The organism is Streptodolium elevatio (assembly GCF_040649515.1).
Lineage (GTDB): Bacteria > Actinomycetota > Actinomycetes > Streptomycetales > Streptomycetaceae > Yinghuangia > Yinghuangia elevatio.
Genome location: NZ_JBEZFP010000002.1, coordinates 14,254 through 34,015, shown reverse-complemented (window position 1 = coordinate 34,015; position 19,762 = coordinate 14,254). Strand labels below are relative to the sequence as shown.

Annotated in this window: 18 protein-coding genes; 7 read left to right on the top strand and 11 right to left on the bottom strand. The window is 72.7% G+C overall.

Annotation, left to right across the window (positions count from 1 at the left end; translation table 11 throughout):
- Nucleotide 1: 1 nt before the first annotated feature.
- The gene (locus AB0C36_RS01215) at nucleotides 2–799 is read right to left on the bottom strand and encodes an SDR family NAD(P)-dependent oxidoreductase (RefSeq protein ID WP_358347398.1); all 798 of its coding nucleotides are present in this window, start codon (nucleotides 797–799) and stop codon (nucleotides 2–4) included.
- Nucleotides 800–909: 110 nt separating this feature from the next.
- Here AB0C36_RS01215 and AB0C36_RS01210 point away from each other — a divergent pair, with 110 nt between their 5' ends.
- From AB0C36_RS01210 to AB0C36_RS01200, 3 genes are all read left to right on the top strand, one after another.
- Nucleotides 910–1,965, top strand: coding sequence for a hypothetical protein (locus AB0C36_RS01210; protein ID WP_358347395.1), 1,056 nt, complete (start codon nucleotides 910–912; stop codon nucleotides 1,963–1,965).
- A gap of 132 nt (nucleotides 1,966–2,097) precedes the next feature.
- The gene (locus AB0C36_RS01205) at nucleotides 2,098–2,637 is read left to right on the top strand and encodes a UGSC family (seleno)protein (RefSeq protein WP_358347392.1); all 540 of its coding nucleotides are present in this window, start codon (nucleotides 2,098–2,100) and stop codon (nucleotides 2,635–2,637) included.
- Nucleotides 2,634–2,972, top strand: coding sequence for a hypothetical protein (locus AB0C36_RS01200; protein WP_358347389.1), 339 nt, complete (start codon nucleotides 2,634–2,636; stop codon nucleotides 2,970–2,972). Before AB0C36_RS01205 ends, AB0C36_RS01200 begins: the two co-directional genes overlap by 4 nt.
- 16 nt (nucleotides 2,973–2,988) lie before the next feature.
- On the opposite strand, the gene AB0C36_RS01195 is transcribed toward AB0C36_RS01200, so the two are convergent.
- Entirely contained in the window at nucleotides 2,989–4,461 is a 1,473-nt protein-coding gene (locus AB0C36_RS01195; RefSeq protein WP_358347386.1) for a hypothetical protein, read from the bottom strand.
- A gap of 273 nt (nucleotides 4,462–4,734) precedes the next feature.
- Here AB0C36_RS01195 and AB0C36_RS01190 point away from each other — a divergent pair, with 273 nt between their 5' ends.
- Nucleotides 4,735–4,896 carry a hypothetical protein gene (locus AB0C36_RS01190; protein WP_358347383.1) on the top strand — a complete coding sequence of 54 codons (162 nt, stop codon included), beginning with the start codon at nucleotides 4,735–4,737 and terminating at the stop codon, nucleotides 4,894–4,896.
- 211 nt (nucleotides 4,897–5,107) lie between these two features.
- Here the strand turns inward: AB0C36_RS01190 and AB0C36_RS01185 are convergent, their stop codons facing one another.
- The 5 genes from AB0C36_RS01185 to AB0C36_RS01165 form a co-directional block, all read right to left on the bottom strand.
- On the bottom strand, nucleotides 5,108–6,889 hold the full coding sequence (locus AB0C36_RS01185; protein WP_358347381.1) for a bifunctional metallophosphatase/5'-nucleotidase: 1,782 nt from the start codon (nucleotides 6,887–6,889) through the stop codon (nucleotides 5,108–5,110).
- Nucleotides 6,890–7,045: 156 nt separating this feature from the next.
- Nucleotides 7,046–8,311, bottom strand: a complete 1,266-nt coding sequence (locus AB0C36_RS01180; RefSeq protein ID WP_358347378.1) for a CapA family protein — start codon at nucleotides 8,309–8,311, stop codon at nucleotides 7,046–7,048.
- 447 nt (nucleotides 8,312–8,758) lie between these two features.
- On the bottom strand, nucleotides 8,759–9,823 hold the full coding sequence (locus AB0C36_RS01175) for a sirohydrochlorin chelatase (RefSeq protein ID WP_358347375.1): 1,065 nt from the start codon (nucleotides 9,821–9,823) through the stop codon (nucleotides 8,759–8,761).
- A gap of 148 nt (nucleotides 9,824–9,971) precedes the next feature.
- Nucleotides 9,972–10,343, bottom strand: a complete 372-nt coding sequence (locus AB0C36_RS01170; RefSeq protein ID WP_358347372.1) for a nuclear transport factor 2 family protein — start codon at nucleotides 10,341–10,343, stop codon at nucleotides 9,972–9,974.
- Nucleotides 10,344–10,395: 52 nt separating this feature from the next.
- Nucleotides 10,396–12,192, bottom strand: a complete 1,797-nt coding sequence (locus AB0C36_RS01165) for a hypothetical protein (RefSeq protein ID WP_358347370.1) — start codon at nucleotides 12,190–12,192, stop codon at nucleotides 10,396–10,398.
- Between the two features lie 458 nt (nucleotides 12,193–12,650).
- Here AB0C36_RS01165 and AB0C36_RS01160 point away from each other — a divergent pair, with 458 nt between their 5' ends.
- The gene (locus AB0C36_RS01160; RefSeq protein ID WP_358347367.1) at nucleotides 12,651–13,334 is read left to right on the top strand and encodes an SDR family oxidoreductase; all 684 of its coding nucleotides are present in this window, start codon (nucleotides 12,651–12,653) and stop codon (nucleotides 13,332–13,334) included.
- Entirely contained in the window at nucleotides 13,331–14,170 is an 840-nt protein-coding gene (locus AB0C36_RS01155) for an SDR family NAD(P)-dependent oxidoreductase (RefSeq protein WP_358347365.1), read from the top strand. The genes AB0C36_RS01160 and AB0C36_RS01155 overlap by 4 nt, the downstream gene beginning before the upstream one ends.
- A gap of 308 nt (nucleotides 14,171–14,478) precedes the next feature.
- Here AB0C36_RS01155 and AB0C36_RS01150 read toward each other — a convergent pair whose 3' ends face one another.
- The 3 genes from AB0C36_RS01150 to AB0C36_RS01140 form a co-directional block, all read right to left on the bottom strand.
- Complete coding sequence (locus AB0C36_RS01150) at nucleotides 14,479–15,525, bottom strand: phosphotransferase family protein (protein WP_358347363.1); 1,047 nt, start codon at nucleotides 15,523–15,525, stop codon at nucleotides 14,479–14,481.
- Complete coding sequence (locus AB0C36_RS01145) at nucleotides 15,522–16,847, bottom strand: acyl-CoA dehydrogenase family protein (RefSeq protein WP_358347360.1); 1,326 nt, start codon at nucleotides 16,845–16,847, stop codon at nucleotides 15,522–15,524. Before AB0C36_RS01145 ends, AB0C36_RS01150 begins: the two co-directional genes overlap by 4 nt.
- 66 nt (nucleotides 16,848–16,913) lie before the next feature.
- A complete protein-coding gene (locus AB0C36_RS01140) occupies nucleotides 16,914–17,393 on the bottom strand; it encodes a MarR family winged helix-turn-helix transcriptional regulator (protein ID WP_358347358.1) in 480 nt (159 codons plus the stop codon).
- Between the two features lie 148 nt (nucleotides 17,394–17,541).
- Between AB0C36_RS01140 and AB0C36_RS01135 the strand changes: the two genes are divergently transcribed.
- Nucleotides 17,542–18,183, top strand: coding sequence for a TetR/AcrR family transcriptional regulator (locus AB0C36_RS01135; RefSeq protein ID WP_358347355.1), 642 nt, complete (start codon nucleotides 17,542–17,544; stop codon nucleotides 18,181–18,183).
- On the opposite strand, the gene AB0C36_RS01130 is transcribed toward AB0C36_RS01135, so the two are convergent.
- Nucleotides 18,149–19,678, bottom strand: coding sequence for a purine-cytosine permease family protein (locus tag AB0C36_RS01130; protein ID WP_358347352.1), 1,530 nt, complete (start codon nucleotides 19,676–19,678; stop codon nucleotides 18,149–18,151). The two genes, AB0C36_RS01135 and AB0C36_RS01130, sit on opposite strands and share 35 nt — an antisense overlap.
- Between the last annotated feature and the right edge of the window lie 84 nt (nucleotides 19,679–19,762).

Here is a 19,762-nt window from a genome sequence, read left to right as displayed (position 1 = left end):
GTCACTTCACGTCGTACGCCGGTCGGCTCCGCGACAAGAACGCCCCGTTGTCCGACAGCAGGAACTGCCCGGTCGTGTGCGCCGCGAGGTCGGACACCACGAACAGCACCAGCCGGGCCATGTCGTCCGGCTCGGACAACGCCCCCAGCGGGATGGCCCCCAGCAGCGCCGCCTGGAACTCGGGGGTCAGCGACGCCGCGACCTGCTCGGTCAGCGTCGTCCCCGGCGCCACCGCGTTGACCCGGATGCGGTGCGCCGCCAACTCCACGGCAAGGGTCTGCGTCAGGTGGTTCACCGCGGCTTTGGCCGCACCGTACGGGGCGAGTCCGGGCGCGGGCCGCGTGGTCTCCCCCGAACTCACGTTCACGATGCAGCCGCCCCGGCCGCCCGCGATCATCGCCCGCGCCTCCGCCTGGCACGAGTACGCCGTCGCCATCAGGTTCACGCCGACCACGTCACGCAACCCCTGCGGCGTCCAGTCGACGAATGCCGACGCACCGTGACCGGCCGTCATCCCCACGTTGTTGACGGCGATGTCCATCCCGCCGAACTCCGCAACGGCCGCGTCGACGACGCGCGCCACCTGTGCGGGATCGGTCGCGTCGAACGCGCACGCGAGGGACCGTACGCCCTCCGCCGCCACTAGCGCGGCGGTCTCCTCGGCGGCCTCCCCGCGCAGGTCGGCGACCACCACGTCGGCCCCGGCCCGGGCCAGCCAGACGCACACCGCCCGCCCGATGCCCGCGCCGCCGCCGGTGACCAGCGCCGTTCGCCCGCCCAGATCGATGTCCACAGCCACAGGGACTCCTTGCGCAGTTGTTTCCGTTGTGTTCGACAAATCAATTATGTGATTCGGATTATCGAACACCACCATTGAACCTGACGACTCGTCAGGCTAACTTCTTGCGTGTGACAACCCTCGACACCGCCCTCACCATCGCCGACGAGTCCCCCGAAGCCCTGTACGCCTTCCTCGAATCCCGGGGCTGGGGCGACGGCCTTCCCGTCGTGGCCCCCACTCCGCAGCGCGTCGACGCGATGCTCGCGGCCTACGACGGGGACCCCGACGAAATCATCGGCACGCTCGCGCCCCGACTCGGCGAGGCCACGCCGCGCGTCCTCGCGGTCAACGCCGTGATGGCCGGGTGCACCCCCAACCTGCTGCCCGTCCTCGTCGCCGCCGTACGCGGCCTCGTCGCCCCCGAGTTCAACCTGCGTGGCGTCAACTCGACCACGCACCCGGTCTCGGCGATGGTCCTCGTGCACGGCGAGGCCGTCGAACGCTGCGGCTTCAACGCCGGAACGGGGACGCTCGGCCCGGGCAACCGCGCCAACGCCACCCTCGGTCGCGCGGTGCGCTTCGTGATGATGCACGTGGCGGGCGGCACCGCGAAGGGCCACGACGGCGCCGGCCTCGGCGACGCCTCCACACACGGCCAACCGTCGAAGTACACCTTCTGCTTCGCGGAGAACACCGCGGCGAGCCCGTGGCCCGCGTACCCGCGCACCCTCGGCCTCGACACCGCCAGCGCGGTGACGGTCGCGGGCATGGAGAATCCGCACAACTTCCACGACATGGAGAGCCGCGAGCCCGCCGGGATCCTGGACAAGGCCGCGACCGTGATGGCGACGTTCGGCACCAACAACGCGGTGGTGTCCGACGCGGAGTACTTCGTCGTCCTGGGCCCCGAGCACGCCGCGACGATCGCGGGCGCGGGGTGGGCGCGGCAGGACGTGCAGTCGTACCTGTACGAGAAGGCCCGCCGTCCCGCCGGGGACTTCCGCGCGCACTTCACCGCCAACCTGTGGCGCCCGTGGATGAAGGCACTCCGCGACGACGACCTCATGCCCATGACCGACCACCCGGAGAACATCCGTGTGCTGGTGTCCGGCGGTCCGGGCAAGCAGTCGTTCGTCGTGCCGAGTTGGGGCCGCACCCGCAGCGTCACCGTCCCGTTCGCCTGACGCCACCCCGCCCCCACCCGCGCACCCCCACCCGCACCCTGCCGTCGCCCCCTGCCGCCGCACCCCCGCCGTCATACCTCCACCGCCGCACCCCCGCCGCCGCATGCCGGCCGGACCGCAGAAGGACCCCAGATGATCGAGATCCTGTCCCCCGAGGGCCGCGTCGGCACGCCCGCCAAGGAGCTGGCGCCGAGCCCCGAACTCCTGTCCGGTAAGCGCATCGCCGTCCTCGACAACCTCAAGCCGCACGCCGGGTACATCCAGGGCGCGATCGCCCGCCTGGTCGCCGAGCGCACCGGCGCCACCGTGACCCTGGAGATCGCCAAGGTCAGCGCCGCCCTGCCCGCCGAACCCGAGGTCGTCGAACGCCTGCGCGCCGAAGCCGACCTGGTCATCACCGGATCGGCCGACTGCGGTTCGTGCACCTCCTGGAGCGCGCACGACACCGTCGAACTGGAGCAGCTCGGCCTGCCGACCGTCCTCCTGGCCACCGCCGGGTTCACCGAACTGGCCGAGCAGGTCACCGCGTTGTACGGGCTCCCGCAGGCCCGCGTCCTCACCGTGCCCGGCCCTCTCGGCGGCTCCTCCGACGCGCAGCTCGACGCCATGGCCGCCGATGCCGTCGAGCGCACGCTCGAACTCTTCACCGCGAAGCCGGAGGTACGCGCGTGACCGCCTCGCCCAACGCATCCAACACCAACGCCCGCACCAACGCCCCCACCGACGGGCCCCCGACCGACCCGGCTCCCACCGACGGGGCCCCCACGGACGAGGCCCTCACCGCCGCCCTCGCCCCGCTCGCGAACGGCCTTGCGGCCGACGACTACCGCCTCGACATCGCGCGCACCGGCGACTTCGCCGTGTCACTGACCGTCGTGGCGGGGCCCGAGGCGTGCGCGGACTGCCTCGTACCGCAGGACATCACGCGGCGCATGGCCGAACAGCGCCTGACCGCCGTACAGCGCGCCGCATGGCAGATCGACGTCCACTACCCCGAAGGCCACTGACCGCGCGCCCCGCGCCTCACAGCGCCAACTCGGCCTCCGTCACGTGCACATGCCTGCCGACCCACTCGCCCTCGCAGAACGCCGCGACGACATCGGGGTCCGTCGACGTCGCGACCGTGCGCGCGCCGCCCGGCACCGCGACGACCGCGACGGCCTGCGTCGGACCCTCCGGTCCTTCCACGACCGTGTAGCCGTCCACCGCGCCCAATCCCCGGTAGTCCCCGACGACCTCGCACGTCGTCGCGGCCTCGGCGGTACGCGCCGACAGGTCCTCCCCGTGGAACGGTGTGGCGGGCGGCGTCGCCGACCACACCGCGCCCGCCTGCTTGGTGACCATCCCCGACACGCACGTCACAAGTCCGGTGGCCGCGGGGTCGCCGCGCAGCACCTTCGCCATCGCGACCGTCGACTGGAGCACATAGCTGTTGAGCGGTCCGCCCGCGAACGACATGCCGCCGGTCACCGTCAGGTCCTGCCGGTCCTCCAGCCCGAGTTCGGCGGCCTGGATGCGCACAGCGGCCGGGAAGCAGCTGTAGAGGTCCACATACGTGGCATCCGACGCCGCGACACCCGTGTACGCGGTGAGCCAGGCCCCCACCGCCGCGAACCCCGGCGACCGGTGCAGCTGCGCCCGGGCGACGATCGGCACCATCTGGTTCGACTCCGCCGCGGCCCAGGGGAACACCCAGCGGTCGCGCGGCACTCCGTACCGCTCCGCGGCCTCCGCCGAGCACAGGATCAGCCCGGCCCCCTGGTCGACGCCCGCGCGCGAGCAGTGCGTACGCGTGTACGGGCGGGCCATCATCGGATTCGCCGCCGACGAGGCGGCGATCACGTCGGCGCCGACCGGCGCGCGGTGCCATGCGTCGGGGTTGTCGACCGCGCGGTCCGCGAACCGCGACCACAACTCGGCGACGCGCGCCGCGTGGTCTTCCAGGGACAGCCCCTCGGCGTGCCGCAGGGCCGACTCCAGAATCGCGTACTGCCGCACCGGGACGGGCAGTCCGCGCTCGATCTCGATGCGGTGCAGGATGTCGCCCACCGGGCTGAGCACCTGGTCGGGCGGCGTGTTCGGCAGCGGCTCGGTGATCGACGGGAGCCCCGTGCCGCGCAACTTGCGGTCGCGATACCCGGCTTCGGCGCCCGTGACCAGCACCACATCCGCGTTGCCGGCCGCGATCAGGGTCTGCGCGTGGGTGAGCAGCGTCTGCTGGAGCACACCCAGTTCGGCGACGAGCGTACGCGCGCCCCCGGCGCCGAACCGGCCGGCGATGCGGCGTCCGGGGTCCCCCGGCCCCCACATGCCGCGCGGGATCAGCACCCGGTCCAGCGCCGCCAGCAGCTTGCCGCCCGGCCCGGCGTCGTCCGCGGCGGCCTCGGTGGCCGCGGTCATGAGTCCGATGGCGTCGAGCCCGCCCCCCGGCCGGTCGTCCCGCTGCTGGACGGCGGCCGCTCCCACGAGCACCGGCGTACGCGGATCCAAGGTCATGGCGGACTCCTCCCCTGCGGGCCGCGGTGGGGATCGCGGCCGCGCACCAGAGATACATGCACGGATGCAAGGGTTCAAGCTCCGGGGTGACCCTGAGACGGATCACGCGGTGCCCTCCTCCTCAAGTCGTACGTATCGCCGCCGAGGCCCACCAGTGGAGGCCCGGCAATCGCCGACCTGCGGGGGACGCCCGGTGTCGGGCCCGACGCATAAATTTGATCTCGTCAGCGCCGCTCCCCCCAGGAACGGTCACCGACCGAAACGAGAAGTGCCATGACGACCGCGACCCAGCCCCGCTCCGCCGCCCCGACGACCGCCGCCCCCGCATCGCCCTACGCCCACGGCCCGCTCCTCGCGATCATCGCGCGCCGCCGTCGGTATGCCCGGTCGGTCGCGACATCGCGCGTCACGGCGGCCCTGCGCCGCGTGGCCTGAGGTCCGGTCCACCCCCAGACGCGGCACAACCGCACGTGGCACCGTCACCCGATGACGAGGGCCCCGCACACCCAGAAGGTGTGCGGGGCCCTCGTTCTGTCTGCCCGTCAGATCGTCCGTGCTGCCCGGCCGAGCGGGCCGAGTGACCCGAGGAGCAACCCGGTCAGGCGGTCAACCAGGCAACCGGTCAGCCGGTCACGCGGTCAGGCGGTCAGCCGGTGAAGGTGATCCGGTCCGCGGCCGGGACCGGGAGCGGGGCGGTCGCGGACGAGTGCGCGCCCAGGTAGGCGAGCAGGGCGTCCAGGTCGGAGGAGCCCACCAGCTTGTCCGTGCCGGTCGCGAGGGCCGGGAAGCCGTCGCCGCCGCCGGCCAGGAACTCGTTGACCGAGACGCGGTAGGTCCTCGCCGGGTCGATCGGCTCGCCGTTGAGCTTGACGCTGCCCGCGACGATCTTCGCGGCGCCGGTCTGCGACCGGTCGACGGTGTAGGTGAAGCCCTTCGAGACCTGGAGCCAGCGCGGGTTCGCCGCGTTGGCGCCGGTGACCTGCTGGGCCAGCACGTCGAGGATCGCCTGCCCGGTGAGGGTCTGCGTCACCATCATGTTGGTGAACGGCTGGACGGTGAACGCCTCGGCGTACGTGACGACGCCGTTGCCCTCGGGGCCTTCGTACGCGAAGTCGCTGCGGATGCCGCCCGGGTTCATGAACGCCAGCTGCGCGGCGCCCTTGTCCGGTGCGGCGGTCGCCTCCAGTTGCGCGTCCGCGATCAGGTCGCCCATCGGGCTCTCCGGTGCGGTGGAGCCGCGTCCGTCGATCTTGCCGGCGATCCAGCCGACCTGGCGGTTCGCGACCGGGGCCGCGAGCTTGTTCCACTCGGTGATGACCGAGGTCATCACCGGGTCCTTGGCGACGTCACGACGTACGACGTGGTTCGCCGCGGCGACCTTGGTGCGCACGATGTCGCGTGTGCGCATGTCGTACGTCAGGTTGATCTCGGTGTAGAGGCGGCCGAAGGACGCGCCGCTGGTGACCAGGCGGGGCTGGCCCTTGGGGTCGGGGATGCTGCACACGTACGACTGGTGCGTGTGGCCGGTGACGACGGCGTCGATCTCGGAGTCGAGGTTCTTGGCGATGTCGACGACCGGGCCGCTGAGTCCGAGTGAGCCGCCCGCGTTGCAGTCGTAGTTGTAGACGTTGCTCGACGGCAGGCCGCCCTCGTGCAGCAGCACGACGATGGACTTGATGCCGAGCAGCTTGAGCAGCTTGGTGTAGCGGTTGGCGGTCTCGACCTCGTCCTTGAACCTGAGGCCCTTCACGCCCTCGGCGGTGACGATGTCGGGCGTGCCCTCCAGCGTCATGCCGATGAACCCGACCCAGGCGCCGTTGACGTACTTGATGCCGACCGGCGCCATGATCGGCAGGCCGGTGCGCTGGTCGACGACGTTGGCGGCGAGGTACTCGAAGTCGGCGCCGCCGAACTCCGCGCCGCTGGGCTTGTAGCAGCCCTCCTTCGGGTGGCAGCCGCCGTTCTGCATGCGCAGCAGCTCGGCGCGGCCCTCGTCGAACTCGTGGTTGCCGACCGAGCTGACGTCCAGGCCCAGGCCGTTGAGCGCCTCGATGGTGGGCTCGTCGTGGAACAGGCCGGACAGCAGGGGGCTGGCGCCGATCATGTCGCCGGCCGCGACGGTGAGCGAGTTGGGGTTCTTGGCGCGGGCCGTCTTGAGCTGCGTCGCGAGGTACTCGACGCCGCCCGCGGGGGTGGCCTTGGGTGCGCCGTCGGGTCCGATCTCCGTGATGTTCCCCGAACTGCCCTGCGGCGGTTCGAGGTTGCCGTGCAGGTCGTTGATCGCGAGCAGTTGGAGGTCCATCGTGCGGGACGGCGCGCCGCGGTCGGCCGAGGCCGGTGCCGCAGTGGTCAGGCCGCCTATGAGGCTCGCTGCGGCCACAGTGGCCACCGCGAGCCACCCGCGGTGCCGACGCCGGAGAACTGTCATTTTCGCTCCTGGGAAAATCCTGGGAACTGTCTCGGGCACAAGTACGAAACGCGCGGAGATACGGCGCACGACCCTAGGGTCTACGCGCGTTCGTTCCAAGACTTCCGCGGTAAATCCGACGTAACCACCCGTGAAATCGCCGGCTGCCCGGCGAAATCACCGTCCGTCGGCGGACTCCCGCAGCCCGTCGGCCGCCGCCCCCTCGGACAGCACGGCGGCCCGGATCGACTCCAGCGGAGCCTGGTACGCCCCGGCGCGCGGCGAGCCCGCGGCGATCTCGGCGTTGATGTTGACGATGCGGAACGGCGGGCCCGGGTCGCTGAACTGCGGCAGGAACTCGGCCTGTTCGACCGCCCAGCCGCCGTCCGCGCCGCGCGCGAAGGTGAAGCGGGCGATCGAACTGTAGTTGCCGGCCATCTTGTCCTGGCCGGGGAAGTTGGCCATCTGGTCGCCCATGCCGTAGACCACCCACGTGCCGTTGACCTTGGCGTACGGCTGCGGGACGTGGTTGTGGGTGCCGAGGATCAGGTCGACGTCCTTGCGGCCGCCGTCGTTGGAGGCGGTCAACTCGCGGGCCCAGGCGAGTTGGTCGGAGTCGGGCTTGCGCTGCCACTCGGTGCCCCAGTGCATGCTGAGGACCACGATGTCGGCACCGGCGCGGCGGGCCGCGCGCGACTCCTCGACGATGCGCGAGACGTCGACGACGTTGACGGCCCAGGGCTTGTCCGCGGGCAGCGGGATGCCGTTGGTCGCGTACGTCCACGACAGGTGGGCGACCTTGACGCCCTTGACGTCCAGGATCGTCGGCGCGGCCGCCTCCTCGGCGCTGCGCGCCGAGCCCGCGTGCCGGACGCCGACGGTGTCGAGTTCGCCGAGCGTGCGCTCGATGCCCGAGAAGCCGTCGTCGAGGGTGTGGTTGGACGCCGTCGAGCAGCCGTCGTAGCCGGTGTCGGCGAGTGTGCGGGCGATCTGCGGCGGGGCCTTGAACAGCGGGTAGCCGGTGAACGGGCCGCCCGGCTTTCCGTACACGGTCTCCATGTGGCAGAGCGAGACGTCGGCGTCGCGCACGATGGGGAGCACGCCGGCGTAGATCTTGTGGAAGTCGTAGCCGTTGCCGCCGGCGTCGGCCTGCGCCTGCTGCATGATCGACGGGTAGGCCAGCACGTCGCCCGTCGCCACCAGCGTGAAGCGCTGGGTCCCCGCCGGCGCCGCGGGGGACGTCCCGGGGGCCGGCGCCCCGGGCGCGGGCGCGGGTGCGGCGCGGTGGGCGGCGTCGCCGGGCGCCTGCGGCCCCCGGGGAGCCGAGGCACCGTCACGCTGGACGTCGCCGGCATCTCCGGAGGAGCACGCGGCCAGGGCGGCCGCGCAGCCCGCCGCGACCAGTGCGACGCGGGCACGCGATCGGAAGAGGTCGATTCTCATGGCTGATCGTTCTCCTGCCCGCCGGGAAGCGTCCGGAAATCGTCGATGTTCCGGACAATGCACTGCTTTTCCGTTCTTTTCTGAACGCAACATCCCACGGGAAAAAGCCGTTTGCGAGCCCCGGCACGCCGGACGGGGAGTGATGCGGCCGCGAACAACCCGCTCAGACGATCCGGAGCGGACATCCCGGCGGACCTCCAGGCGGACCTTCCAGCGGACCTCTCAGCGGACATCCCGACGGTCCCCCCGGCGGAGCTCCCGGCTCAGGCCCCATGCGGAACTGTCGAACGGCGCCCCCAAACGGAGGCCGCAATGCGGCGGACGCATGTGGAGTCCCCGAACCCCGGCCGCGCATGGGACCCCGAGCGGTCGCGCCGTGCGGACATGCCAAAGGGCGGGACTCCCCCGGGTCCCGCCCTTTCCGTACGGTCTGTCTCTCGGCTCCGCTCAGTCGCGGATCCCGGCCGCGTCCAGGTAGGCGCGGAGCACCAGTTGCGCTATCGCGCCGTGTGCGCCCAGCGACTCGGCCGCGGTGCAGCCGGCCTCCTCGGCGGCCGCCTCGACGAGACCGGGCTCGAGGTCGGGGCCGAGTACGTACGGCGCGAGCGCCAGGCGCTCGGCGCCCATCTGCCGCAGGCCCGCGGCCGCCCGCGCCACCGACCCGGGGACCTCCAGGTCGGCGGTGACGACCGGCAGCGCGAGCCGGGCCGCCAGCAGAACGCCGGTCATGTCCGCGGACTGCAGCGCCTCCGCGCCGCCGGTGGTGGCGAGCACAATGCCGTCGGCGGCGGTGACGACCGTGAACAGGCGTGCCCGGTCGGCGCGCGCGAGCCCGGCCTCGGACAGGCGTTCGTGCAGCGCCTCGGCCAGCAGCGGGTGCGGGCCGAGCGGCTCGGTCACCAACAGGTGGCGCCCGGACGCCTCGACGGTCGCCCGGACCCGCGCCTCGATCTCCGGGTGCGGCCCGATGAGCAGCGGTACGACGACGGCGGGGCCCGCGGAGGCCGGCACGTCGGCCGCGACCCGGTCGGCGGCCTCCCGAGCGGCCTCCTGAGCGGCCTCCTGGGCCGCTTCCCGGGCCTCGTCGGCGGTCTCCGGGGTGCGCCCGGCCTCCGGCGCGTCCACGTCGAAGCCACCCGGCTCGTCGGTGAACTCGGCCGTGTAACCGTCGGCGGAGTCGGCGGTGAACGCGTCGGCGGACTCGGGGGCGGCGGGGCCGGCCACGGGTCCCAGCACGGGCGTCAGGTCGGTCGCGCCCTCGCCGAGCAGCGCGGGGCGGATGTCCAGTCCGGGGCGGCCAGCTCTGGCGAGCAGGGCGACCTCGCGTACCACCTCGTCGAGCGCCGGGTTGGCGGGGCCGGGGACGGCGAGGACGAGCGGCGGCGCGCCCTGCGGGATCTCCGGTGCCTCTGGTCTGCGGTGGCGCCCGCCCGGTCGGCCGGTGGGAACGCGGGTGGGCAAACCCTGGTTGCGGGTGGGCAGAGGTGAGGCTGCATCAGGGGAAGTGCTCATGCAGGGGGATGCTATTGATTCGGTTGTACGACATCACCTCTCCAGCGCAATTGTTATCCGCTCCGCGGAGCGAATCCGGCCAAACGCGGCGAGGGGCGGCAACCGTTCCGGTCACCGCCCGTCGCCGAAACGTTTCGCAGGCCGCGGCTCAGCCCGCGGCCGCCTCCAGGTCCGGGACCGCGGTCATCTCGGTGACCAGCAGTGCTTCGTCGAACCGCAGCATCTCGGTGGCGTAGACCGTCACCAGGTTGTCCCCGATGGTGAGTTCCAGCTTGAACTGGAACGCCGCGTAGTCGCCGGACACGGTCACCGGGCCGAGCAGCGTGGCGGTCGGCTTGAGCGGGACCACCGACTCGTAGAACGCCCGCACCGCTTCGCGCCCGACCTTGGGCTCCGTGCCGACCGGGTCGTGGACCGTGGGCTCGGCGGCGTAGGCGGCCATGATGCCGTCCAGATCCTGGCTGGAAAGCATTGCCAGGAGGTTCTCGGCGGCGGCGACCTTCTTGGCGCGATCGGACATGCGGGGCCCCTACGGGTGCGTACGGATATGACGATCCGTCACCCTAGGAGTGTTACTTGACATCGACAAGGGTCATGGCGGCCGCCGTCGCGAGCAGTTCCTCGGTGGTCCCGGTGAAGTCCGGGAGCAGGCGCATCGCGACGACGCGCGCCTCGGTCGACGAGCCCAGGTGGCGGCCGACCAGCTCGCGCAGATGGTCGTGGTAGCGCAGCGAGCCGGGGGCGGCCGCGGTCAGCTCGGTGAGGCAGCCGTACGTGTTGAGCGCCCGCGCCGCCGGGGCGACCGCGCGGAACAGGTGATCCGGCGGCATCGCGCTGCCGCGCCGCGCCGGTTCGGCCACCGTGTAGCCGTTGCCGGTCCACTCGCGCGGCACGATGACGTCGGGGCCGGTCGGCCAGCGGCCCGCACCGGCGACCGCGGACTCGCCCGACAGGTCGACGACTTCGGGCACCACGCGGTCGGGGCAGCCCGGGCTGCTCGCGAGCAGCCCCCAGGCGGCGCCGGACAGCGGCTGCGCGTGCTCGGCCCGCTCCACGGTCGGCCAGTCGATCCACGGCGACTCGATCAGCGGCCACAACTGCGTGGGGCTGGGCCTGCGCAGCCGTTTCACGAGGACGCGCGGAGCGGTCTTCGCGGCGATCTCGGAGCGCAGTCGCTCGGGGCCGTCCTCCTGGACGAACAGCTCGGCGAAATGCTGCTTGTCGCGTGGTGTCACGGGCAGTTCGTGCACCAGGCGGGCGGCCTCCTGCACACCGTGCCGCCGCCATACGCCCTCCACGGCGGCGAGCAGCATCGAGCGGTAGCGCGGCAGCCGGAACGGCGCGGGGGCGGCGCCCTGTTCGTACGAGTACGGCCGGAAGAGCGCGGCCAGCGCGTCGTAGCCCTCGCGCTCCCACGCGCGCAGGCACTCCTGCGGGGAACTGGAGGTGTGGTCGCGGCGCAGCAGGGCCGCGCGCACCAGCAGCGGATCGCCCGACCACAGGGCCGGCAACCGCATCGAGCGGCTTGTGTTGTCGCGTACGCGGGCGAGGACCGACGAGTGCAGCGGCACACGGTCGGCCGCGGCCATGATGCGCGCGCGGACCGCGACCGAGGTGTGCGCGTTGAGGTACACCGCGGCGTTGATGTCGGTGTCGTCCAACTCGACCAGCGCGGCGGCCAGATCGGGGCGGCTCCAGCGCGCCTTCGCGAGCGTCAGGCGTTCACGCGGCGACGCCATGGCGACCACCCAGGCCAGTGTCTCGGGCGGCAGCGGCGCGCCGAAGCGGGCGAGGTCGACGACCGTGCGCCGGTCCAGGTGCGGTATCAGGGCGGCGAGGGTCCCGGCGTCCAGCAGCATCAGCAACTGGCGCATCTCGATGCGTATTCCGCGTGGCGCGGGCGGTACGCGCGGCACCGCGCGACCACCGGCGGCCTTGGCGCCCTTGGCGGCGTCTTCCACCAGTTCGGGCAACAGCCCTGGATAGGCGGCGAGTTCGCGCTGTAGTCGGGCCCAGGCGGCGGGGTCGGCGCCGAGGCGGGTACGGATCGACTCGGCGAGCCCGCGCGTTCCGTCCAGGTAGGCCCAGGCGTGCCGGGGTGCGAGCCCACGCAGCAGCCGCAGGACTCCATGGGCCGGGCCCGCCCCTTCGACGAGACAGGCGACGTGTGCGCCGGTCAGCCGCCAGTTACGGATGGTGGGTATGGATCCCGGGAAGTGGTAGACCACCGTGCGGGCGCGCACCAGTCGCGCGGGCACGTCGCGTTGCCGACGCACCTGCGCGGGCAGTTCGTTGCCGAGCCGTGTGGTCAACGCGCCGTCGTCCGAATCGAGTTCGTCGAGCAATGCGACAAAAGCCGTGACATCCACCGTGGCCTCCCCCGCCCGTGCGCCCGGTCGTCCGCCGGGATGATTCAAGGCTACGGATCCGCACCGACAGCCGTTGGAGTCCTGGCGTCCGGTTTTCACCGTTCGGCGCACGACCGGACAGGGGTTCGACCCCGGGTCGAACACGGCTTCGGACGCGGTCCCCAGAGGCCCCCGGCGAGACCCCCGGCAGCCTCTCGGGCGGCCGCGACCACTGGTCACCCTGGCCGGCGGACAGGCCGGCGGCCGGACCGGCAGACGGCTCGGCGGACAGCCCGGCGGACGGCCGTTGTCCGAGGTCCCAGGGTTTCTGACGGGGCATCACATCGAGGGCCGGGGCGCCTTGTCATCGCACGAAGACCGAACTAGCGTCGCGGCGTCGGGAGCGGGGCCCGAAAACGGGGAATTCGCGTGGGTTGGCAGCGGGTGGACGGGAAGTCCACCGGAAAGGGGCGTACGGCGTGGCCGGAGAACCTGGAAGGCACGGTCCGCGCACGGCGGTCGTGGTGGGCCCGTCGGACGTGGCCACGGCGGTCGTCGACACCTTGCGGGCGGCGGGCGCGCAGGTCGCCGTCGCCGAGGCGGGCGGCGACCTGGCGGCGGCCGTACGCGACGCGGGCCTGGACGTGGCGGCGGGCGTGGACCTGGTCGTGCACGCGCCCTACACCCCCGGGTCGGCGACCCCCGGCGCCGTGGTGGACCTCTCGCCGCAGGACTGGGACCGGCTCGCCGAGGAGCCGATCCGGCACGGCCTGACGGCCCTGCAGGGCGCGCACCCCCTCCTCACCCCGACCGGCGGCCGGTTCGTGCTGGTGGCGCCGAGTGTGGCCATCGAGGGCGGCGCCGGCCTGGTGCCGCTGGCCACCGCCGCCGAGTCGCTTCGGGCGCTCGGCAAGTCGGCGGCGCGGCGCTGGGCGCGCGACGGCGTCACCGTCCACCTGCTCGCCCCGACGGTCTTCGCCCTGGACGCGGAGGCCGAGGGGCTGCGCGGCACGGATGTGGACCGCAGCGAGTCCGCGCTCGGCGAGGACGCGATGTCGCCGCAGGCGGTCGCGGACGTCGTCCTGCTCCTGTGCGCGCCCGGCGCACGGCATCTGACCGGTAGCACGTTCGCACTCGACGGTGGAGCTCTGATGGTGCCGTGACAGTTTCCGACAGCGGTTCTCGCAACGGATCGGGCGACGCGTCCGCCCAGGGCGCGCCCGACACCTCGCTGCCCGGCTCCCTCACCGGCAAGACCGTGCTAGTGACCGGCGCCGCCGCGGGCGTGGGCCAGGGCATCGCCCTCGCGCTCGGCGCGGCCGGGGCCTCGGTCGTGGTCACCGCGCGGCGCAAGGAGGCCGCCGCCGAGGTGGCCGACGCGATCGTCGCGGCGGGCGGTACGGCCGCGGGCGTGGTGTGCGACGTGACCTCCGCCGAGGCGGTGGACGCCGCACTGGCCGCGGCCGTGGAGCAGTTCGGGCGGCTGGACGCGGTGGTGCACAACGCGACGAGCCGGCGTTCGAGCGAACCGGTCGACCTGGAGCACGCTCCGGTGGACCTGTGGAACGAGCACGCGGCGGTGGCCTCGGTCGCGTCGTACACGCTGGCGCGCGCGGCGCACCCGTACCTGAAGGCGACGGCGGGCTCGTACCTGCTGCTGACGTCGCCCGCGGGCATGCAGGGCAGCGCGAACCTGTCGTTCTACGCGGCGGCCAAGGGCGCGCAGCGCGGCTTCGTCAAGTCGCTGGCGCGCGAGTGGGGTCCGGACAAGATCCGGGTGAACGGGCTCGCTCCGCTCGCGGTCACGCCCGCGCTGGACAACGCGATGCGGCTGGACCCGACGATGGAGCCGCGGGTGACGGCGCTGATCCCGATGGGATGGATCGGCGACACCGAGACGGACATCGGGCCGTGCGCGGTGTTCCTGTGCTCCGCGGCGTCGCGCTATGTCACCGGGCAGACCCTCGTGGTCAGCGGCGGACGCATGACCGCGCTGTAGGGATAGCGAAAGTCCGGTTGGGGCCTGCCGCGTGCTTCGATATCACCGTAACTCGGGCATATAACCCGAGGGTTGTCCTTGGAAAGGTAAAATCACTCGGGATTTGTGATCGAGCGGTGGAGTATCGCGTCTCGTTGCATACAGGATGCTTAGCGTCCCGTCATGGTCGTACGGGACACAGGGGCAGGCCCGGCCGGGGCGGGCCTGCCCCCTCCTTCGTCCTGCCCACGGCCGCCGTCCCCGCAGTCTCCCGCCCGCCGCCCGCGCACCCTGCGGAAGTACCCCCGCCAGGACGCAACGGCGTCCGGTCAGGCGCCCACCGCCTCCGCGATCCCCGCGAGCGCGGCGACGAGACCGACGGTGCGCCGCACCCGTTCCGGTTCGGGCGCCTTCGCCCGGGCCAGCGCCCCCGCGCAGATGACGGCGAGCTTCACCACCGCGAAGCGCTCGTAGTACCCGAGATCGGGCACCGGCCTTCCGACGGCCTCGGTGTACGCCTCCACCAGCGCCTGCCGGTCCGGCAGCGCCGCGTTCGCGTCCGGCAGATGCCCGCCGCGGTACGCGTTCAGCAGCCGTCCCGCGGGCCCCCAGTACGCGAGCAACTGCCCGAGGTCCGCGGCCGCGTCGCCGACCGTGGACAGTTCCCAGTCGAGCACCGCGCGGACCTCGGCGGAGTCGTCCGCGCGGTACATCACGTTGCCGAGGTTGTAGTCGCCGTGCACGATCCCGAGCGCGGACGACTCCGGTACCTCGGCGGCCAGCCGCCGCAGGAGGCCGTCGAGTGCGGGCACGTCCTCGAACCCGACGCGGTCCCACTGCCCCCGCCACCGCCGCAACTGCCGGTGCAGGTACGGCTCGGGCCGGATCATCGCGCCGAGCCCGACCCCGGCCGGGTCGACGCGGTGCAGGGTCGCCAGCACCCGGACGAGGTTGACGCCCGCCTCGCGCGCCACGGGCGCCGGCAGCGCCGCCACCTCGGCGGCATCGGTGTGGAAGACGCCGTCGAGGCGCTCCATCAGATAGAAGGGCGCGCCCAGGACCGCCGGTTCCTCGCAGAGGGCGACCATCGCGGCGACCGGCACGCCGGATCCGGCGAGCGCGGCCTGCACGCGGTACTCGCGCGCCATGTCGTGCGCCGTGGGAAGTGCGCCGCGCGCCGGTGGGCGCCGCAGCACCCAGTCGTGGCCGCCCCCGGTGACGCGGTAGGTGAGGTTCGAGGCCCCGCCGCTGAGCTGAGTGACCGTCAAAGGGGTTCCGGCGTCGACGAGTCCGGCCTTCGCGGCCCACTCGGCGAGGCGCCGCGGCGGGACCGGGTCGTCGTCGCGCGGGTCGGTGGAAGGGTGCGTACCGCTCACGACGCGCCGCCGGTGCGGTGCGGCTGCGGCGCCGGGATGTCGAGCCAGTCGGCGTACCGGCGCTCCGCCTCCGTGCGGCGGGTGGGGATGTGCTCGGTGGGCCAGCCCTCGACGGCCTCGTAGCGGCGCAGGATCATCTTGGCGATCTGCTGGATGTGCACCTCGTCGGCGCCGTCGGAGAGGCGGAAGTTGCGGGCGAGCCGGTACATCTCCTCCAACGGCAGGTCGGTCGAGTAGCCGAGCGCGCCGTGCACCTGGATCGCCCGGTCGACGACGTCGTGCAGGATCTGCGCGCCCCAGTACTTCACCTCGGAGACCGCCTGGCGCGCGGCCTTGGGGCCCTCGTTGTCCCAGGTCCACGCGGCCTTGAGGGTCAGCAGCCGGAACGCCTCGATCTCGATGTTCGACCGGGTGACCATCTGCTGGATCAACTGCTGGTCGGCCAGCCGCTTCCCGTGCGAGGTGCGCGAGACCGCGCGCTCGCACAGCATGTCGAACGCCCGCCGGCACTGCCCGATCCAGCGCATCGCATGGTGGATGCGCCCGCCGTTGAGGCGCTTCTGCGCGAGCACGAACGCGTCGCCGGGGTCGCCGATCATGTGGTCGGCCGGGACCCGGCAGCCGGTGAAGCGGATCTCGGCGTGGCCGCCGAGGTTGCGGGTCGCCTCGCCCTCGTACGGGTGGTGCATGGTGTGCACGTCGCGCACGATCTCCATGCCTGGCGTGCCGCGCTCGACGACGAACATCGAGGCGCGGCGGTGCCGTTCCGCGTCGGGGTCGGTGACCGCGAAGACCAGGACGAAGTCCGCGCGGGAGGCGTTGGAGGCGAACCACTTGTGGCCGTCGATGACGTACGCGTCGCCGTCCCGCACCGCGCGCGTCTTGATGCCGGTCGGGTCCGACCCGGCGGCGTGCGGCTCGGTGAGTGAGAAGCAGCTGGTGAGCTTCCCGTCGAGCAGCGGCCACAACCAGCGCTTCTTCTGCTCGTCGTTCGCGCCCACCGCGAGGAGTTCGCTGTTGCCCGAGTCGGGCGCCTGGTTGCCGAAGATGTTCGGTGCCGAGCCGGTGCGGCCCAGCACCTCGTGCATCAGCGCGAGCCGGACCTGCCCGAAGCCCTGGCCGCCGAGTTCCGGGTCCAGGTGCGCGGCCCACAGGCCGCGGTCCTTGACGCGCTGCTTGAGCGGGTCGGTGACGGCCCGCCAGGTGGCCGGGCTCATGCGGTGGCGGACGAGGTCGAGGGGCTCGATCTCGTCCACGACCATGGCGCGGATCCACTCGAGTTCGCGTGCGAACTCCGGGTCGGTGCTGAAGTCCCAGGCCACGACTGTCTCCCCGGAGTGGTTGGCGAGCGTACGACCCCGGGAACGTAACCCGACTACTTAACCATGTCAATTAGTTCCGGTGGCGGACTCCCCCGGCCGCCGCACGCCGCGCAGGTCGGCCACCAGGCGCTGCATCTGCGCCGCCAGACCGCCCAGTTCCTCGGCCGTCCAGCCCTTCAGCTGCTCGGCGAGCAGGGTGTCGTTGGCCGCCGCGAAGCTGTCGTACGCCGCGCGGCCCTCGGCGGTCGCCTCGACGAGCGAGACCCGGCCGTCCTCGGCGTCGCCGGTCCGCACGATGTGGCCGCCCTCCTCGAGGATCCGGATCTGCCGGCTCAGCGCCGCGGGCTGGATGTCGGCCAGCTCCGCGAGCTCGGTCGGCCGGATCGGGCCGTGGTCGATCACCCGGTGCAGGATCCCGATCGCGACGAGATTCAGCGCGACCCCCGAACGGGCCGCGTGCAGCGCGTCCAACTGCCTGCTGTTGACGAACCGCTTGAGCGAGTTGATGGCCTCGTTGATCGCGCGGCGGCTCTCGGCATCGGTCATGGCGGGCAGCCTAGAGCCACTCGGCGGGCGGTGCGGGCATGCACCCGGGCGCGTGCCGGGGCACACCCCCGCGTGCGCCCACCAGGTCCCCGCGGCGCCCGCCCCCGCACGTCACAGCGGTCGGCACGCGCGTGATAGACACATGGACGTGTCCGACTCCCCCGCCTCCGCCCTCCCGCCCGCTCCCCTGCGCCGAGGGGGCCGCCGGTCCGGGCGCAAGCGCGAGGACGTGCTCGCACACGCGTGCGTCGTGATCGGCGAACGCGGCGCGGACGCCACACGGTTCGCGGACGTCTCCGAGGTGTCCGGCGTACCGATCTCCACGCTGCAGTACTACTTCGGCAACCGCGAGGACCTGCTGATGGCGGCGTTCCGGTACGCCGCGAAGCGCGACCTGGACGGCGTACGCGCGGCGGTGGCGGACCTGGCCGACCCTTGGGAGCGCATGCAGAAGGCGTGCTCGTTCGTGGTCGGCTTCGCCGACGAGGCGGCCCCCTACGCCTGGCAGCTGTGGGTCGAGGCGTGGCGCTGGGCGCAGCGCGACCCCGAGTGGCGGGCCGAGGTGCTGGCGGACAACGCGAAGTGGCGCGCGCTGCTGGCCGGGACGGTCGCGGACGGCGTCGCGAGCGGGCGCTTCCGGGCCGACGCGGATCCCGAGCGGGTCGCGCGGCAGGCCCTCGCGGTGGTCGACGGGATCGGGCTCCCGATCGTCCTGGAAGACCCGGCGGTGCCGCCGGAGATGGCCCGCGAACTGCTCATCGACGTCCTGGCCCGGCTGCTTCTGCCGTGACCGTCGGCGGCATCGTCGCCGACGGCTCCGACTGCTCCGACGGCTCCGACGGCTCCGACGACGCGGCCGGGGTCCGGGGGCGCACGGCGGTGGTGAGCAGCAGGTAGCACACCACCCCCGCGACTCCCGAGGTGAAGAAGCTGACGTCGACGCCCGAGCACAGGTCGGCGATCGGTCCGGTGAAGGACGACGACGAGTTCGACAGCAGCCCGACGGCACTGCCCACCACCCACGACACCGTCGCGGGCAGGTTCCAGCCCGCCGTGTACCAGTACGCGCCACCGCGGCGGCGCCGGTTGAACACCTGGAGGTCCGGCTCGCTGAACCGGGCGCGCGTACGGGCCATGCCGGTCAGCGTGATCGCCGCCCATGGTGTCGCGAGCGAGGTCAGGACCAGCACGAAGGTGGTGACCGACTCCTCCGCGTCCCACACGAACTTGCCGAGGAAGACCAGGCCGATAGACGTCGCGGCGACAAGCACGGTGGACGCGACGCGGCTCAGGCGCGGCAGGATCGCGTCGAGGTCGAGGCCCATGCTGTAGAGCACGATGCCGGACTGGCCGAGCGCGCCGACGAGGCCGCAGACCAGGATCGGCACCAGGAACCACGCGGGTGCGGCGTGCACGAGGCCCGCGACGTAGCCGGCGTCGGGGTCGAAGGTGGCGACGGCGGTGAGCACGCCGAACACCTGCGGGACGACGAGGCCCGCGACCATGCCGAGCCCGGTCGCGCGCACGACCGCGCGCCCGCTGTGCCGGCGCGGTGAGATGTAGCGCGTCCAGTCGCCGGTCAGTGTGACGAAGGAGACCGGGCCGGCGATGCCGGTGCTGACCATGGCGAGCAGCCAGGTGGGCCAGAACGAGCCGAGCGCGTACGCCGACGGGTCGCCCGGCGCGGAGAAGTCGATCTTCGTCCAGAAGGCGGCCAGCCCGAGCACGATGACGGCCGTCATGACCGGTGCGGCGAGCCGGTTGAGCAGCACGATCCAGCGGAAGCCGTAGACCGCGGCGAGTGTCGCGGCGGCGGCCAGCAGGGCGTAGCCCGCCGCGTACGCGCCGTCCGTCTCGGGCAGGTCGACCAGCCTCGCCAGCGACGCCACGATGGCCTCGCCGCCCGCCCACACGGTGACCGCCATGAAGCCGGTGGACAGCAGCACGCCGATCACCGAGGCGATGAGGCGGCCGCGTACTCCGAAGTACGCCCCCGAGCCGACCGAGTTGTTCGTCCCCGAGCGAAGCCCCACCAGCGCGAGCGGTGCCACGAAGGCGGCGCCGAGCAGCGTGCCGACGATGTTCGCGGTCAGCGCGGCCCACAGGCCGAGGCCGTAGGACACGGCCAGCCAGCCGAACACGATGTTGGTGAACCCCAGGTTGGCGCCGACCAGGATCGCCACGAGGTCCCGGGGGCGGGCCGTGCGCTCGGCCTCCGGGATCGTGTCGACCCCGTGCCGCTCCGGCGTGGGGGTGCTGTGGCGGTCGGCTGCTTCTTGTCCCATCGGGACCTCCGCGCGGGGGTCGGGCCGTCGCGGCGCGGGGGCTCGCGATGCGGGGCGGGGGCGTGGTCACTGTGGACTGTATGG

Excerpts from the sequence above, each read along its gene's own strand:
- AB0C36_RS01180 (WP_358347378.1), bottom strand. The coding sequence starts at position 8,311 with ATGAGAATCGACCTCTTCCGATCGCGTGCCCGCGTCGCACTGGTCGCG.
- AB0C36_RS01170 (WP_358347372.1), bottom strand. The coding sequence starts at position 10,343 with ATGTCCGATCGCGCCAAGAAGGTCGCCGCCGCCGAGAACCTCCTGGCA.
- AB0C36_RS01195 (WP_358347386.1), bottom strand. The coding sequence starts at position 4,461 with ATGACCTTGGATCCGCGTACGCCGGTGCTCGTGGGAGCGGCCGCCGTC.
- AB0C36_RS01175 (WP_358347375.1), bottom strand. The coding sequence starts at position 9,823 with ATGAGCACTTCCCCTGATGCAGCCTCACCTCTGCCCACCCGCAACCAG.
- AB0C36_RS01130 (WP_358347352.1), bottom strand. The coding sequence starts at position 19,678 with ATGGGACAAGAAGCAGCCGACCGCCACAGCACCCCCACGCCGGAGCGG.
- AB0C36_RS01190 (WP_358347383.1), top strand. The coding sequence starts at position 4,735 with ATGACGACCGCGACCCAGCCCCGCTCCGCCGCCCCGACGACCGCCGCC.
- AB0C36_RS01185 (WP_358347381.1), bottom strand. The coding sequence starts at position 6,889 with ATGACAGTTCTCCGGCGTCGGCACCGCGGGTGGCTCGCGGTGGCCACT.
- AB0C36_RS01205 (WP_358347392.1), top strand. The coding sequence starts at position 2,098 with ATGATCGAGATCCTGTCCCCCGAGGGCCGCGTCGGCACGCCCGCCAAG.
- AB0C36_RS01140 (WP_358347358.1), bottom strand. The coding sequence starts at position 17,393 with ATGACCGATGCCGAGAGCCGCCGCGCGATCAACGAGGCCATCAACTCG.